This is a genomic window from Streptomyces sp. NPDC054863 (assembly GCF_053610825.1).
On the sequence record NZ_JBSGZD010000209.1, the window covers coordinates 1 to 13,974 of the forward strand.

Genomic DNA, 13,974 nt, shown 5'->3' on the forward strand with positions numbered 1-13,974 from the left:
GTGTGCGGGCGGGGCGCCCTGCGCCTACCGTGCCGCTTCGACCATTTCCAGGGCCCCGGCCAGGCTGTGCGGTCGGCAGACGCCCGCGGCCGGGGCCGTACGTGCCCAGCCGGGGCCCGCGGCGAGCACGACCGGCCGGGTGCGGGCACCGCGGATGCCGCCGACCGTGGAACGGACCAGGACGAGGAGGGACGGGTCGGCGGTGGGGCGGGTCTGGGACCACAGCACGACGGCGCGCGGGCCGGTGCGGCGCACCGCCTCGGAGAGGGCGCTGCGGGGCACGGCGGCGCCGAACATCCGCACCGGCAGCCCCCGTTCGGACAGGGCGGCGGCCAGCGCCTCCAGGGCGAGGGTGTGCAGCTCCCCCGGCGCGCACGCCAGCAGTACGGGCTGTGCGTCGTCTCCTGGATCCTTGGCGGGGGCACCGCGGCGCAGGGCGGTGGAGATGTGCCAGGAGAGCAGGTGCTCGGCCTCCACGTACTTCTCGCCCGCGCTGTCTCCGGACGAGGCCCAGGTACGGCCGATGGCGCGCAGCGCCGGGGCCATCGCCCCGTGCCAGGCGCCGACGAGGCCGTGTTCGTGGACGGTGGTGTGCAGCAGGCGGTCGAGCAGGGGGGAGTCGAGCCGTACGGCGGCGTTGCGCAGGCCTCGTACGGTACGGGTCGGAACCTCGGCGTCCGGGGCTCGTGGGGCGGGCACCGGGGACGGCGGGGCGTGCGGGGGCAGCTGCTCCGATGCCGTACCGCCGGAGTGCGAGCGGGCCAGCCTGGCCGCCTCGGCCGGGGGAACGCCGCGCGCGGTCAGGCCGCACATGCGCTCCAGGAGGGCCACGTCGACGGCGGCCCAGCGGCGGTGCCGGCCGTCGCCGCGGACGGCGGGCCCGATGCCGTAACGGCGGTCCCAGGAGCGCAGGGTGGTCGGCGCGACTCCCAGTCGGCGGGCCACGGCCCCGGTGGTCAGCCCGGCAGCCGCGGCCTGTGTGCGGTGGTCACCGGTGCCGGGCGCACTTCCGGTGCCGGGCATGTCCCTGTCGCCGGGCGCATTGCCGTCCATGGACCGACAATACGACGCACGACCGACGCGAGTTGCCGGGTTTGCCCAACTGCCGGAAAGCTGATTCGGGTAGGACAGCGACCGGGTTCCGCCCTCACGCTGCCTCCACTGCCGGCGTTGTGGAGGCAGCGCCGGCTCGGCGGGCGCAGTGAGCGCATGCAAGCCCGCGCCCGGTCGCGAAGGAGCGTCACGGACGGACGATCGGCCGTCCGTGAGGCCCCGAGAGCCGACCGCCCGGCCCTTCCCGGCATCCCGGGCCGGACGGCACCGGCACCCCGACCGGGCGGCTGTTCCCCAGGCCGCCGTCCGGTCGGACAACATCCCCTCGACCGTGCGCAGGGCGCAGCGGCAGTCGTCCGCGTGGCAAGCCTGCGCCGGTCACCCGTACGACGGCTTGCGGTCGCCGAGCGGGCGGGGCGCGGACAGCATGGCGGTGGCCGCATCCGTCGAATCCGGAGGACCCCATGACCACCGTCCGTGACCTGATGACCCCCGACGTCCGCTCCATTCCTGCGACCGAGACCCTCGACCGGGCCGCCCAGCTGATGCGGGAGCACCACATCGGCGCCCTGCCGGTCACGGGAAGTGACGGCGCCCTGGCCGGCATCGTCACCGACCGCGACATCGTGGTGAAGTGCATTGCCGCAGGTCACGACCCGTCGAAGGCCACCGCGGGCGATCTGGCCGAGGGCACGCCCCTGTCGGTCGACGTGAGCGCCGACTCCGACGAGGCCGTGCGCGTGATGAGCGACGCCCGCATCCGCCGCCTGCTGGTGCTGGACAACGGCGCACCGGTCGGCATGGTCACCGAGGCGGACCTGGCCCGGGCGCTGCCCGCCGATCAGCTGGTGACGTTCGTCAGCGCCGTGTACGCGGGTCGCTGAGCCCTCGGCACGCCCACGGGCGACACATGGCTGTGCCCCGCGCGGGAGGCGGGGCACAGCCATGTGGTGCGTACGGGGCGCGCGGGTCAGGGCAGCGTCGACTCGATCGCCGCGCGCCCTTCCTTCTCCAGCCGCTTGCGCGCCCATTCCAGGTTCCCCGGCGTGAGGTCGCGGCCCGAGGCGAGCACCAGGTCCTCGGGGGTCGCGTCGTCGCTGCCGCCGCTGTGCAGCCGACTGTCGGGGGTCACTTCGGACGGATCCGGTCCCTGCACACTCATGCCGCCTCCTGGGGAGTCCGCGGACACGTCCAGCGCATGTCCGGCTTGTCACGCATTCTTGTGCCCTGCCGCGCGGTCCGCACCTCCGGGATGCGTACGCCTTCCGCGTGGGGCAGCGTGTGGTCATGAGCGACATGACCGACGACACCGGCGACCTGCCCGAGGACGACGGCGTCCTGGACGCCCAGGACACGCTGATCACCGACAACCTCGACTACGACCCCCTCGACGCCGGCATCGATCCCCCGGACCACTGGTCGCCCGCCGAGTCCTTCGGGACGACGGCGGACGAGGCTCGGCGCGGCGAGTCCCTCGATCAGCTGCTCGCCGAGGAGGAACCGGATGCGCCGCAGCCGGCCGGGGACGAGATCGGCGACGAGTACGCGGACGAGCTGGATCTGGATCCGTCGGACGACCTCTGACCCGGACCCGTCGGACGGTCTCTGCCAGGGACCCGTCGGACGGTCTCTGACACAAGTGCCACCCGTGACACCTGTGCCACCCGTGACGCCCGTGGGCCGCCCCCGGCGGGGAGGGCGACCCACGGGCCTGTCGGCGAACCCGTCAGCGCCCGGTGACCGCCACGGAGCAGCGCCCGGTGTCCGCCACGCTGCGGCGCCCGGCGGCCGTCACCGGGCGGTCTCTGCCGGGAGTTCCGCCCGTGCCCGTCGTGCCGCCGCCGTCATGCGCTCCAGCGCCGGGCGCACCTCGTCCCAGCCGCGGGTCTTCAGACCGCAGTCGGGGTTGATCCACAGCCGCTGCGACGGTACGGCGCGCAGCGCGCGGTCGACCAGGTCCGAGACCTCCCGCTCGGCCGGGACGCGCGGCGAGTGGATGTCGTACACGCCGGGGCCGACCTCGCGCGGGTAGCCGACCCGGGCGAGTTCGTCGGCGATCTGCATGTGGGAGCGGGCCGCCTCCAGGCTGATCACGTCGGCGTCGAGGTCGTCGATGGCGGCGATGATCTCACCGAACTCGGCGTAGCACATGTGGGTGTGGATCTGGGTTGCCGCCCGCACCCCGGAGGTGGTGAGCCGGAACGACTCGGTGGCCCATTCCAGGTACGCCGCCCGGTCCGCGGCCCGCAGCGGCAGCGTCTCGCGCAGTGCGGGTTCGTCCACCTGGATGACCGAACTGCCCGCCGCCTCAAGGTCGTTGACCTCGTCGCGCAGGGCGAGCGCGACCTGCCGGGCGGTGTCGCCGAGCGGCTGGTCGTCCCGCACGAACGACCAGGCGAGCATGGTGACGGGCCCGGTGAGCATGCCCTTGACGGGCTTCTCGGTCAGCGACTGGGCGTACGAGGTCCACGCCACGGTCATCGGCGCGGGCCGGGACACGTCGCCCGCCAGGATCGGCGGCCGGACGTAGCGGGTGCCGTAGGACTGGACCCAGCCGTGCCGGGTGGCGAGGTAGCCCGTCAGCTGTTCGGCGAAGTACTGGACCATGTCGTTGCGTTCGGGCTCGCCGTGCACGAGCACGTCGAGGCCGGCCTTCTCCTGGAAGGAGATCACCTCGCGGATCTCGGCGGCGATCCGCTCGTCGTACGCGGCCCCGTCGATCCGTCCGGACCTCAACCGGGCGCGCGCCGTGCGCAGTTCGCGGGTCTGCGGGAAGGAGCCGATGGTGGTCGTCGGCAACTGCGGCAGTCCGAGTGCGGCCTGCTGGAGGACGGCCCTCTCGGGGTACGGGAGGTCGCGGCGGGCGTCGGTGGCGGTGACGGCCGCGGTGCGGGCGCGCACCGCCGGGTCGCGGGTCAGGGCGGAGGCTTCCCGGGAGGCCAAGGCGTCCCGGTTGGCGCCGAGTTGGGGTGCGATGGCGGCGGTGCCCTCGCGCAGGGCGCGGGCCAGGGTGACGACCTCGTCGGTCTTCTGCCGGGCGAACGCCAGCCAGCGGGCGATCTCGGGGTCCACGTCGGGTTCGGCTGCCGCGTCGAGCGGGACGTGCAGCAGGGAGCAGGACGGGGCGACGTCGACCCGGTCGGCGAGGCCGAGGAGGGTGGCGAGGGTGGTGAGCGAACCGGCGAGGTCGTTGATCCACACGTTGCGTCCGTCGACGACGCCTGCGACGAGCCGCTTGCCGGGCAGCCCGCCGACGGCGGCGAGCGCTTCGACGTGGGCGGCGGCGGGCCCGGTGAAGTCCAGCGCCAGCCCTTCCACCGGGCTCTGGGCGAGCACAGGAAGCGCCTCACCGAGCCGGTCGAAGTAGGAGGCGAGCAGGAGCTGCGGCCGGTCGGTGAGCGCACCGAGGTCGCGGTAGACGCGGGCGACGGTGCTCAGGACCGCGGGCGACCGGTCCTGTACGAGGGCGGGTTCGTCGAGCTGCACCCAACTCGCCCCGGCCGCGCGGAGGTCGGCGAGCACCTCCGCGTACACGGGCAGCAGCCGGTCCACGAGCGTGAGCGGTTCGAAGCCGTCGGCGACGCCGGGCGCGGGCTTGGCGAGCAGCAGGAAGGTGACCGGTCCGACGAGCACCGGCCGGGGCTCGGCGAGTCCCAGCGCGAGCGCTTCGCGCAACTGCTCGACGAGCCGCGTCGAGTCGGCGGCGAAGACGGTGTCGGGCCCCAACTCCGGCACCAGGTAGTGGTAGTTGGTGTCGAACCACTTGGTCATTTCGAGCGGCGCGACCTCGGCGGTGCCGCGTGCCATGGCGAAGTAGCCGTCGAGCGGGTCGGCGGCGAAGGCGCTCCGGTGCCGTTCGGGGATCGCGCCGAGGGTGACGGCGGCGTCCAGGACGTGGTCGTACAACGAGAAGTCTCCGACGGGGACTTCGGTGATACCGGCGTCGGCCAGTTGCTGCCAGACGCCGCGGCGCAGGGCGGCGGCGGTGTCGCGGAGCTCGTCGGCGCTGCCGCGTCCGGCCCAGTACGCCTCGGTGGCCTTCTTCAGTTCGCGGTGCGGGCCCTGCCGGGGGTAGCCGTGCACGGTGGCCCGGACGGGCTGCGGGGTGACGGCACCGGGGGCTGCGGGGGTGGCGGTTCGGTCTGCCACGGAACTCTCCTTCGCGAGTCGCGGGGGATCCCGGGCGACGTACGCGAGGAGGAGCCAGGTCGGCGCAGAAACAGCGGAGTCGGGCGTCCGGGGCGCCAAGAGCACCTGGACCCGTACGCACAGGACCCGCCTGCTTCCCACCGGCCCTCCCACGAGGCCGCCGAGATCGCCGTACGCACGGGTGGCGTACGGGCAGTGGCAGGTCTTCGGACTCGCGGACACGCCCGGAATCGCTCCCGGGCACCTACCGGCCGCCGCTTCCCGGACCGCGAGGTACGCGTGCGTACCGGTCCAGTGCGTATGACGGCTTTCGTTCCCACTCACCGCTGCGGGGCAGTCCCGGATTCCCACCGGGTTCCCTCTTGCGACGCTGCCGCCTGGCGGGCGGAGCGAACCAGCTGCGCCCGCCACACTAGCCCCTCGCGGGGCGGCGGCGCACGTGATCTCCGCCTCCCGGTCCGTACCGCGTCCGGCCCGGTCCCTGCGGCGTCCACCCGTCGGTCCGTGAGGCGTTCACCGCCAACCGGCCTACCCCGGTGGGGGGAATTCCGGCTCGACAGGCTGCGCCCGGCCCTCCCCCGGGGCACCTGTGCCCCATGGCTGACGCGCCCCGCTCCCACCGACCGCCGCACCGGCGCCGCGGGTTCGCGGTGCTGCCCGGGTGCGTCGCGGCGAGCGCCGCGGTGTTCGTCGTGTGCGCCGTGCTTGCCGCGCTGATGATGCCGGGGCTGCCCGGCGCCGATGCCGCGCCGGACGCGCGTCCGCTGTCGGCCGCCGAGTCCGAGGGCATGTCGGACGGCACGGACGCCGAACTGCGGTTGCTCGCCGGGAGTGTGCGCAGGAGCGCCGGCCGCAGTCCGGCGCGGCAGCCCGCCCGTACGGTACGAACCGCCTTTCCCGGCAGGCCTGTTGAGCGGGTCGGCGCGGCGGCCAGGAGCTGGGTGCACACCCGGGTTCCGGTGCCGTATCCGGTGCGCTGTGTGGTGCTGCGCTGCTGAGGAGGACCCCGCCCGCACCGCGCGGGCGGCCCGCAGGTCTCTCCTCCCCTGACGCAATCACCGTACGAAAGAAGGCTTTGCCATGCCCATCGACCCGTTCCTCGCCCTCAACGCCATGATCCGCGCCGAGGTGACCCGGACCGCCGACCCCGCGGCCGACCCCACGGCGAAGCCCGCCGCCCGGCCGACGGCCCGGCCTGCCGCACCGCGCGGGACGCGGACCCACGAGGGCGACGGGGAGGCCGTCTCCCGTACCGACGACGTGGGTTGATCCACCCGGCCGGGGGCGGCGCTGCGCCCCCGGCCCCGCGCGGGTTCGCGGTGCTGCCCCCGGCCCGTGCGTGCGGCGGGCCGGGGCACTCCGTGTGCGGCGTTCGCTCAGAGCGGGCGGTGCATGATGTGCAGTCCGACGTACCCCTGCTCCGGGTGCAGGAAGCCCTCCGGGACGGTGCCGACAATGCGGAAACCGAGCCGCTCGTAGAGGCTTACGGCGTGGGTGTTGCTGGCTGCGACCGCGTTGAACTGCATGGCCCTGAAGCCCCGGGCGCGTGCCCAGTCGAGGGTGTGCTCGACGAGGGCGCGGCCCACGCCCCGGCCGCCGTGGGCGGGGTCGACCATGTAGCTGGCGCTGGCGACGTGGGAGCCGTTGCCGCGCTGGTTGGCGTTCATCTTGGCGGTGCCGAGGATCTCCCCGGCGTCGTCGACGGCGACGACCGTACGGTCCGGGGCGTCCAGCATCCACCAGCCGCGACCCGTCTCCCCGTCGAGGTCGAGGGGGAAGGTGAAGGTGTCACCGGCGGCGGTGATCTTGTGGAAGAAGGGCCAGATCGCGGCCCAGTCGTCGGCGGTGGCTTCTCTGATCAGCATCCGGACAGGGTGCGGCTTCCGGCCCTTTCCCACCAGTTCTTTTCCTCTGCACTCCGTCGCACCCGCACTCGTCCCACTCCTCCTCGACTGGGACGCCAGACATCCCTGTGAGACACTGATGTCTCAGTTGAGTCTTACTAGTCTCGGAACGGGTGTCCCATGTCCTCCCCCGCCGCCTCTCGGCCCGACGCCGGGACCGCTGCCCCGCACCTGGACCCACGGCGCTGGGCCGTCCTCGCGATCCTGTCGGGCAGCCTCCTGCTGATCGCGATGGACACCACGATCCTCAACGTGGCGTTCCCCTCGCTGGTCGCCGACCTCCAGCCGGGCTCGGTCGAGCAGCTGTGGATCATCGACGTCTACGCGCTCATCCTGTCGGGCCTGCTGGTGACGGCGGGCGCGCTGGGCGACCGGATCGGCCGCAAGCGGATGCTGCTGGCCGGATTCGCGATCTTCGCGCTGGCCTCCCTGCTCGCGGTCTTCGCCACCGACGCGTGGCACGTGATCGCGGCCCGTGCGCTGCTCGGCGTCGGTGGTGCGGCGATCATGCCGTCCACGCTGTCGATCCTGCGGCACGTGTTCAGCGACGCCAAGGAGCGCGCCTTCGCGTACGCCGTGTGGGCGGCCGTCTTCGGTGCAGGCATGGCGCTGGGCCCGGTGGTCGGCGGTCTCCTCGTGGAGGACTTCGGCTGGCAGTCCGCGTTCCTGCTGAACCTTCCCGTCGCCGCCCTGGTGATCGCGCTGGGCGCCTGGATCCTGCCCGAGTCGCACTCGCCGCGCAGCGGGCGCTGGGACTGGTGGGGCGTGGGTCAGTCGGTCGTCGGCATGCTCGCCCTCGCGGGCGGCATCAAGCAGCTCGGCAAGAGCGGCTTCGCCGACCCGCTGCCCTGGGCGCTGCTCGCCCTGGCCACGGTCTCGCTGACGGTGTTCGTACGCCGCCAGCTCAAGCTGGAGAGCCCGCTGCTCCAGGTGCGTCTGTTCACCAACCGGTCGTTCTCCATCGCCGCCGTGTCGATCTTCCTCGGTATGGTCGGCATGGGTGCGGTGCTCTTCCTGGTGACGCAGTGGTTCCAGTACGGGCAGGGGTACACGCCTCTTGAGGCGGGCATCCGCCTGCTGCCCGCCTCGCTCGGCCTGGTCCTCACCTCGATGGTGACGCCCTCGCTGATGCAGCGCTTCCAGATCCGGCACATCCTCGGCTCGGGACTGGTCGTCATGACGGTGGGTCTCGCCCTGCCGTGGACGGTGCAGCAGTTCGCCGACATCGGCTACCCGGCGGTCGCCGCCGCGCTCGCCGTCCTCGGCATGGGCGTCGGCATCGCGACCACGGTGGCCTCGGTGACGCTGATGGCAGCCACCCCGGCCCACGAGGTCGGCGGTGCGGCGGCCGTCGAGGAGACCTGTTACGAGCTGGGGGCGGCGCTCGGCGTCGCCATCCTCGGCAGCCTGGCCACCGCCCTGTACCGCACGAACCTGCCGGCCCTGGACCTCGAAGGACCGACGGCGCAGTCGGTACGGGACTCGGTCGGCGAGGCCGCGCACGTCGCGCAGGGCATCGGCGGCGACGCGGGACGCACCCTCCTGGACACCGTCTCCGCGGCGTACACGACGGCCATCACCCCGGCCTTCCTGGTCGGCGCGGTCCTGACGCTGGGCGCCGCGGCGGTGGCCTGGGCGTGGGTCCCGCGCGACCTGCGGCCGACGGAGAACGAGCACTGACGGCACGGATGGCCCGTCAGCCCGTCGATTAGCCTGTCGATCATGTGGATCGACAGGCTGATCGACGTTCCCGAAGGGCTGACCCATGCACGCGCGCCACGCCGATGACCCCGTCCGCGAACACGCCGACGACCCCGTCCTCGTCCGCATCGAGGGCCGCGCCGGGCATCTCGTCCTCAACCGGCCCAAGGCCCTCAACTCCCTCACCCACCCCATGGTCCGCACCCTCGGCGCGGCGCTCGCCCGCTGGGAGTCCGATCCGGCCGTCGAGACCGTCGTGATCTCCGGTGCGGGCGGGCGCGGGCTGTGCGCGGGCGGCGACATCCGGGCCATCCACGACGACGCGCGGGACGGTGACGGCCGGGCGACCGAGGCGTTCTGGTGGGACGAGTACCGGCTCAACGCCCGTATCGCCCGCTTCCCGAAGCCGTACGTCGCCCTGATGGACGGCATCGTGATGGGCGGCGGCGTCGGAGTGAGCGCACACGGCGGCGTCCGCATCGTCACCGAACGCTCCCGCGTCGCCATGCCGGAAACCGGCATCGGCTTCGTCCCCGACGTCGGCGGCACCCACCTCCTCGCACTCGCCCCCGGCGAACTCGGCACCCACCTCGCACTGACCGGGGCGGCGGTGGGCGCCGCCGACGCCCTCCTGTGCGGGCTCGCCGACCACTTCGTACCGTCGGAGCGCCTGGACGCACTGACCGCGGACCTCGCGGTCGTGTCCGCGGACGAAGCGGTACGGCGCCACGCGACGGAGCCGCCCGGCGGTGAACTCGCGGACGCCCGCGAGTGGATCGACCGCTGCTACGCCGCGGCGAGCGTCGAGGAGATCCTGGACCGGCTGTCCGGCAGCGGGGTGCGGGCGGCGAAGGAGGCCGCCGAGACGATCCTCGCCAAGTCGCCCACCTCGGTGAAGGTGACCCTGGAGGCGGTGCGCCGGGCACGCGGACTCGGCTCCCTGGAGCGGGTGTTGACGCAGGAGTACCGGGTGTCGTGCACGGCGCTGCACGAGAGCGACCTGGTCGAGGGGGTACGCGCGCAGATCGTCGACAAGGACCGCAACCCGCGGTGGTCCCCCGCGACGCCGGGCGAGGTGACCGCCGAGGCCGTCGCCCGGTTCTTCGCGCCGCGCGGGGAGGGCCGCGAGCTGTCGTTCGCGCCCGGTCAGGATCAGCCGGGCTGCTGAACCGCCGCCAGCCACGGCGGCAGCGCGCGGGCGAGGTGGCGCAGGAAGGCACGGGCCGCCGATCCCGTGGGCCCGCCCGCCCGGCGGGCGAGGGCGATGCGGGCACGCGGGCAGGGTCCTTCGAGGGCCAGTACGCGCAGGTCGGGGGCGGCCGGTGACACCGACCCGGTCGGCAGCACCGCGACGCCGAGGCCTCGCGAGGCCAGTTGGAGGAGGACCTGCGGGGCCGAGGCCTCGAAGGCGACGACGGGCCGGAAACCCGCTTCCGTGCAACTGCGTTCGAGCACGCCGCGCACTCCGGTGCCTGCCGGAAGGCTGATCAGAGGGCGGTCACGCAGGGCCGTAAGGGGGATGCCGGTACCTTCAGCCGCCACGGCCAAGGGGTCGTCGGGGGTCACGACTGCCACCAGCGGTTCGTCCAGCAGGATCTGGAAGTCGACGCCAGGCGGCGGCTCCTCGTCGACGACCGAGGCCAGCACCATGTCGAGTTCGCCCCGGCGCAGAGCGGCGAGCAGCCGCTCGGATGTGTCCTCGGTGAGGGAGAACTCGACTCCCGGGTGCGCGTCGTGGAAGTCGGCGAGCGCTCCCGCCAGGTCGAACACACCGGCCGGGACGCCCAGCAGCGACCCGACCCTGACCCGGCCGCGCAGGAGCCCGGTGAGTGCGTCGGCCGCGGTGTGCACCGCGTCGGCGGCGGCGAGCACCGCGCGGGCGTGCGGCAGGATCGCCTCCCCCGCTTCGGTGAGGGTGACGGTGCGGCCGGTGCGGTCCAGGAGCCGCTGCCCGAGCTTCCGCTCCAGCCGGCGGATCTGCGCGCTGACGCCGGGCTGGGCGACGTGGAGGCGGGCGGCGGCACGGGTGAAGTTGGCCTCCTCCACCACCGTGACGAAGTACCGGAGCTGTCGGAGTTCCATAACCGATGATGCTAGTGGTGAGACAGAACCCTTCTTGGACTTCTGATGACGGCTCCAACACCCTTGTGACCATGGGGAATACGAAGCAGGGGACCGGTGCCGGAGAGAGCGTCGGAGAGATCAGGGCAGCGATCGCGGCCGAGCGCCGCGAGCTGGCGGACCTGCTGGACGGGCTGCCCGCCGAGCGGTGGGAGGAGCCCACGCTGTGCGCCGGGTGGCGGGTGCGGGAGGTGGCGGCCCACATGTCGCTCGGCTTCCGCCACCCGCTGCGCAAGGTGCTGGCCGAACTGGTCGCGGCGCGGGGCAGCATGGACCGGATGACCGACCGGGTCGCGCACCGGGACGCGGCACGGATGTCGGAGCGGGAGATGGCGGCGGCCCTGCGGGAGAACGCGCACCACCCGTGGAAGCCCCCGGTGGGCGGCTTCGCGTCGGCGCTCGGCCACGACCTGGTGCACGGCCTGGACATCACGATCCCGCTCGGCCTGGACCGCCGGGTCCCCGAGGACCGGCTGCGCATCGTCCTGGGGACCGCGAGTCCCAGGGGCACCAGGTTCTTCGGGGCGGACCTCGACGGCGTCCGGTTGCAGGCCGACGATCTGGACTGGTCGTACGGCAGCGGGAGCGTGGTCACGGGGGCCGCACAGGACCTGGTGGTGGTGCTGTTCGGGCGGAGGCTCCCGCCGGGACGGCTGAGCGGCGGGGCGAGCGGACGCTTCACCGCGGCATGAGCCCCTGCCGCCGCGTCGGCGTTGACCCGCCCGCCCGGGGTACGCGCAGAACGTAGGGCAGGACATCACGCACGGCGGATCAGCAGAGGCGGGACGGGAACATGACGGTGGCGAAGCGGACGGTGCTGGTACTGGACTGCGCGGAGGCGGACGAACTGGCCGCCTTCTACGCCAGGCTCTTCGACGCGGAGACCCGCCGGGGCGAGGACATGGACTTCGTGGAGATCGTCGGCCACGACGGCGTCCACCTCGCGATCCGGCGCGACCACGGCTACGCACCGCCGAGCTGGCCGCGCCCCGACGACTCCCAGCAGGCGCACCTGCGCATCCTGGTGGCGGAGGAGGACATGGACGAGGCGGAGCGCGAGGTCATCGGTCTGGGCGCCCGCCCCCTGGAGACCCCGAACAACACCGGTCTCAGCCGGGACGTGCGCCGCTACTCCGACCCGGCCGGCCACCCCTTCTCCCTGGTGTCCTCCCCGACGGACCGCGGCGAGGAACAGCCCGAGGGCCAACTGCGGCTGGCCTGAGGGCGGTTCTGCCCGCCCCGCGGGCCCGCACGCACAGGACCCGTCCGGCGGTCCGCACGCACAGGGCCGTCCGGCGGTCCCGTACCCACAGGGCCGCTCCCACGGGCCCGCACGCGCAGGGCCGCCCTCACGTGCCCGGCCTCAGTGGTGGAAGCCGACCACCCCTGCGCCCTCCTTCGCCCCGGCCTGCCGGAGCCACTCCACGATCGACTCGACCGCCGCCAGCACCTCGGAGTCCAGCGCCGCCCGCTGCTCGGGGGTGCTCGCCTCCCACTGGGTGAGGGCGGTGCGGCACTCCTCGGCGCTCCACTCCCCGTAACCGGGCAGGTCGTCCGGCCTGGGCAGCCCTTCGGGCAGGGAGCCGTAGGAGAACTCCGTTATTTCGACGGCCTCGATCCCCACGGCCTTCAGCCCCTTGTCGACCTCCTCCAGCCAGTCCCCTCGATACGGCGAGAAGTGGTTGTTGAAGAGGCTGCGGCCGTAGAACTCGCAGACCAACTTGTACGCGTAGGCGTACTGGAAGGCGAACTCCGCGTCGAACGGGCCGCCTTCGAGTACCGCGCGCACCGCGTCGGCGCGGGTGGGCGCGCCCCGCTCGATCTCGCTCGCGAACCAGTCGTCGTCGTGCCGGATCTGCGCCTTGAAACGACCGCCGATCATGCGGCGCAGCTTGTCGTCCCCGGAGCCGACGGCGCCCCGGACCGTACCGGGGTCGACCAGGTAGAGAGTCAGTGAGTAGCTCATGATCAAAGACTAGGGGGCGGCACCGACAGTGCCCCACGACCCTCAAGCTACTCCCCAGTAGGGCATTCGGCCGAACGGATCAAGGCAGGTCAGGAGAGGTCAAGGTCACAGCGGTTACCCCTGCTGCACCTTTGGCGGACTGCCCTAGCATCTGAGCATGACGGTCCTGCCTGACGACGGGCTCTCCCTGGCCGCCGAGTTCCCTGATGCGACCCATGAGCAGTGGCAGCGCCTGGTGGAAGGCGTGCTGCGCAAATCGGGTAAAGACGTCTCGGGGACTGCGGCCGAAGAAGCCCTCTCCACTTCCCTCGACGACGGGCTCCTGACGCGCCCGCTGTACACCGCCGACGACACCCACGAGGACGACTCGCCCGGCCTGCCCGGTTTCGCCCCGTTCACCCGGGGCTCTTCCGCAGCAGGGACGACGGCCGCCGGCGGGTGGGACGTACGGCAGCGGCACGAGCGGCCCGATCCCGCACGCGCCAACGAGGCCGTACTCGCCGACCTGGAGAACGGAGTCTCCTCGCTGTGGCTCGCGGTCGGCGGCGCCGGGCTGCCGGTGTCCGGTCTTGAGCGGGCGCTGGACGGGGTCTACCTCGACCTCGCACCGGTGGCGCTCGACGCGGGGGCCGAATTCGACCCGGCGGCGCGCGAGTTGCTCCGCATCTTCGAGACGCGCGGCGTGACCGCCGAGGAGGCGCGCGGCAATCTGGGCGCGGACCCGCTGGGTCTCGCCGCCCGCACCGGATCGTACGATCAGGCGCTCGCCGGACAGGCCGCCGCACTGGCGGAGTTGACGTCCCGTCAGTACCCGGGGGTGCGCGCCCTGGTGGTGGACGCGCTGCCGTACCACGAGGCCGGGGCCTCCGCCGCGCAGGAGCTGGGCTGCTCCCTCGCGACCGGCGTCGCCTACCTCCGTACCCTCACCGAGGCCGGTCTCGACGTCGGAGCGGCCTGCGGGCAGCTCGACTTCCGGTACGCGGCCACCGCCGACCAGTTCCTCACCATCGCCAAGTTCCGTGCGGCGCGCCGTCTGTGGGCCCGGGTCGCCGAGGTGTGCGGTGCGGCAGGGGCCGGGGC

At 73.3% G+C, this 13,974-nt stretch carries 15 protein-coding genes and 1 riboswitch; of the genes, 9 read left to right on the forward strand and 6 right to left on the reverse strand.

What is annotated here, in order from left to right:
* Nucleotides 1-24 precede the first annotated feature (24 nt).
* Nucleotides 25-1,023 carry a MerR family transcriptional regulator gene (locus tag ACWGIG_RS28090; RefSeq protein ID WP_453324486.1) on the reverse strand — a complete coding sequence of 333 codons (999 nt, stop codon included), beginning with the start codon at nucleotides 1,021-1,023 and terminating at the stop codon, nucleotides 25-27.
* A 494-nt stretch (nucleotides 1,024-1,517) separates the two neighbouring features.
* Between ACWGIG_RS28090 and ACWGIG_RS28095 the strand changes: the two genes are divergently transcribed.
* On the forward strand, nucleotides 1,518-1,937 hold the full coding sequence (locus tag ACWGIG_RS28095; RefSeq protein WP_453324472.1) for a CBS domain-containing protein: 420 nt from the start codon (nucleotides 1,518-1,520) through the stop codon (nucleotides 1,935-1,937).
* Nucleotides 1,938-2,023: 86 nt separating this feature from the next.
* On the opposite strand, the gene ACWGIG_RS28100 is transcribed toward ACWGIG_RS28095, so the two are convergent.
* Nucleotides 2,024-2,215, reverse strand: coding sequence for a hypothetical protein (locus ACWGIG_RS28100; RefSeq protein ID WP_453324473.1), 192 nt, complete (start codon nucleotides 2,213-2,215; stop codon nucleotides 2,024-2,026).
* Between the two features lie 125 nt (nucleotides 2,216-2,340).
* On the opposite strand from ACWGIG_RS28100, the gene ACWGIG_RS28105 reads away from it, so the two are divergent.
* A complete protein-coding gene (locus ACWGIG_RS28105; protein ID WP_453324474.1) occupies nucleotides 2,341-2,637 on the forward strand; it encodes a hypothetical protein in 297 nt (98 codons plus the stop codon).
* A 207-nt stretch (nucleotides 2,638-2,844) separates the two neighbouring features.
* Here the strand turns inward: ACWGIG_RS28105 and metE are convergent, their stop codons facing one another.
* Entirely contained in the window at nucleotides 2,845-5,202 is a 2,358-nt protein-coding gene (gene metE, locus ACWGIG_RS28110; protein WP_453324475.1) for a 5-methyltetrahydropteroyltriglutamate--homocysteine S-methyltransferase, read from the reverse strand.
* Nucleotides 5,203-5,382: 180 nt separating this feature from the next.
* Nucleotides 5,383-5,617: riboswitch (cobalamin riboswitch) on the reverse strand.
* 181 nt (nucleotides 5,618-5,798) lie between these two features.
* Here metE and ACWGIG_RS28115 point away from each other — a divergent pair.
* The gene (locus ACWGIG_RS28115) at nucleotides 5,799-6,200 is read left to right on the forward strand and encodes a hypothetical protein (protein WP_453324476.1); all 402 of its coding nucleotides are present in this window, start codon (nucleotides 5,799-5,801) and stop codon (nucleotides 6,198-6,200) included.
* A gap of 82 nt (nucleotides 6,201-6,282) precedes the next feature.
* Nucleotides 6,283-6,471 carry a hypothetical protein gene (locus ACWGIG_RS28120; protein WP_453324477.1) on the forward strand — a complete coding sequence of 63 codons (189 nt, stop codon included), beginning with the start codon at nucleotides 6,283-6,285 and terminating at the stop codon, nucleotides 6,469-6,471.
* 107 nt (nucleotides 6,472-6,578) lie between these two features.
* Here the strand turns inward: ACWGIG_RS28120 and ACWGIG_RS28125 are convergent, their stop codons facing one another.
* Nucleotides 6,579-7,067: an N-acetyltransferase family protein gene (locus ACWGIG_RS28125; protein ID WP_453324478.1), complete on the reverse strand. Its 489-nt coding sequence runs from the start codon at nucleotides 7,065-7,067 to the stop codon at nucleotides 6,579-6,581.
* 159 nt (nucleotides 7,068-7,226) lie between these two features.
* On the opposite strand from ACWGIG_RS28125, the gene ACWGIG_RS28130 reads away from it, so the two are divergent.
* Together ACWGIG_RS28130 and ACWGIG_RS28135 are read left to right on the forward strand one after the other, a co-directional pair.
* Nucleotides 7,227-8,786, forward strand: a complete 1,560-nt coding sequence (locus tag ACWGIG_RS28130; protein ID WP_453324479.1) for an MFS transporter — start codon at nucleotides 7,227-7,229, stop codon at nucleotides 8,784-8,786.
* Between the two features lie 85 nt (nucleotides 8,787-8,871).
* Nucleotides 8,872-9,975 carry an enoyl-CoA hydratase/isomerase family protein gene (locus ACWGIG_RS28135; RefSeq protein WP_453324480.1) on the forward strand — a complete coding sequence of 368 codons (1,104 nt, stop codon included), beginning with the start codon at nucleotides 8,872-8,874 and terminating at the stop codon, nucleotides 9,973-9,975.
* On the opposite strand, the gene ACWGIG_RS28140 is transcribed toward ACWGIG_RS28135, so the two are convergent.
* Nucleotides 9,960-10,889 carry a LysR family transcriptional regulator gene (locus tag ACWGIG_RS28140; RefSeq protein WP_453324481.1) on the reverse strand — a complete coding sequence of 310 codons (930 nt, stop codon included), beginning with the start codon at nucleotides 10,887-10,889 and terminating at the stop codon, nucleotides 9,960-9,962. The genes ACWGIG_RS28135 and ACWGIG_RS28140 overlap by 16 nt on opposite strands.
* Before the next feature lie 71 nt (nucleotides 10,890-10,960).
* On the opposite strand from ACWGIG_RS28140, the gene ACWGIG_RS28145 reads away from it, so the two are divergent.
* On the forward strand, nucleotides 10,961-11,620 hold the full coding sequence (locus ACWGIG_RS28145; RefSeq protein ID WP_453324482.1) for a maleylpyruvate isomerase family mycothiol-dependent enzyme: 660 nt from the start codon (nucleotides 10,961-10,963) through the stop codon (nucleotides 11,618-11,620).
* A gap of 101 nt (nucleotides 11,621-11,721) precedes the next feature.
* Nucleotides 11,722-12,150, forward strand: a complete 429-nt coding sequence (locus ACWGIG_RS28150; protein WP_453324483.1) for a VOC family protein — start codon at nucleotides 11,722-11,724, stop codon at nucleotides 12,148-12,150.
* A 141-nt stretch (nucleotides 12,151-12,291) separates the two neighbouring features.
* On the opposite strand, the gene ACWGIG_RS28155 is transcribed toward ACWGIG_RS28150, so the two are convergent.
* A complete protein-coding gene (locus ACWGIG_RS28155; RefSeq protein ID WP_453324484.1) occupies nucleotides 12,292-12,894 on the reverse strand; it encodes a DUF7691 family protein in 603 nt (200 codons plus the stop codon).
* A gap of 157 nt (nucleotides 12,895-13,051) precedes the next feature.
* On the opposite strand from ACWGIG_RS28155, the gene ACWGIG_RS28160 reads away from it, so the two are divergent.
* Nucleotides 13,052-13,974: methylmalonyl-CoA mutase family protein (locus tag ACWGIG_RS28160; RefSeq protein WP_453324485.1), on the forward strand; the 923-nt coding region annotated here is incomplete at its 3' end.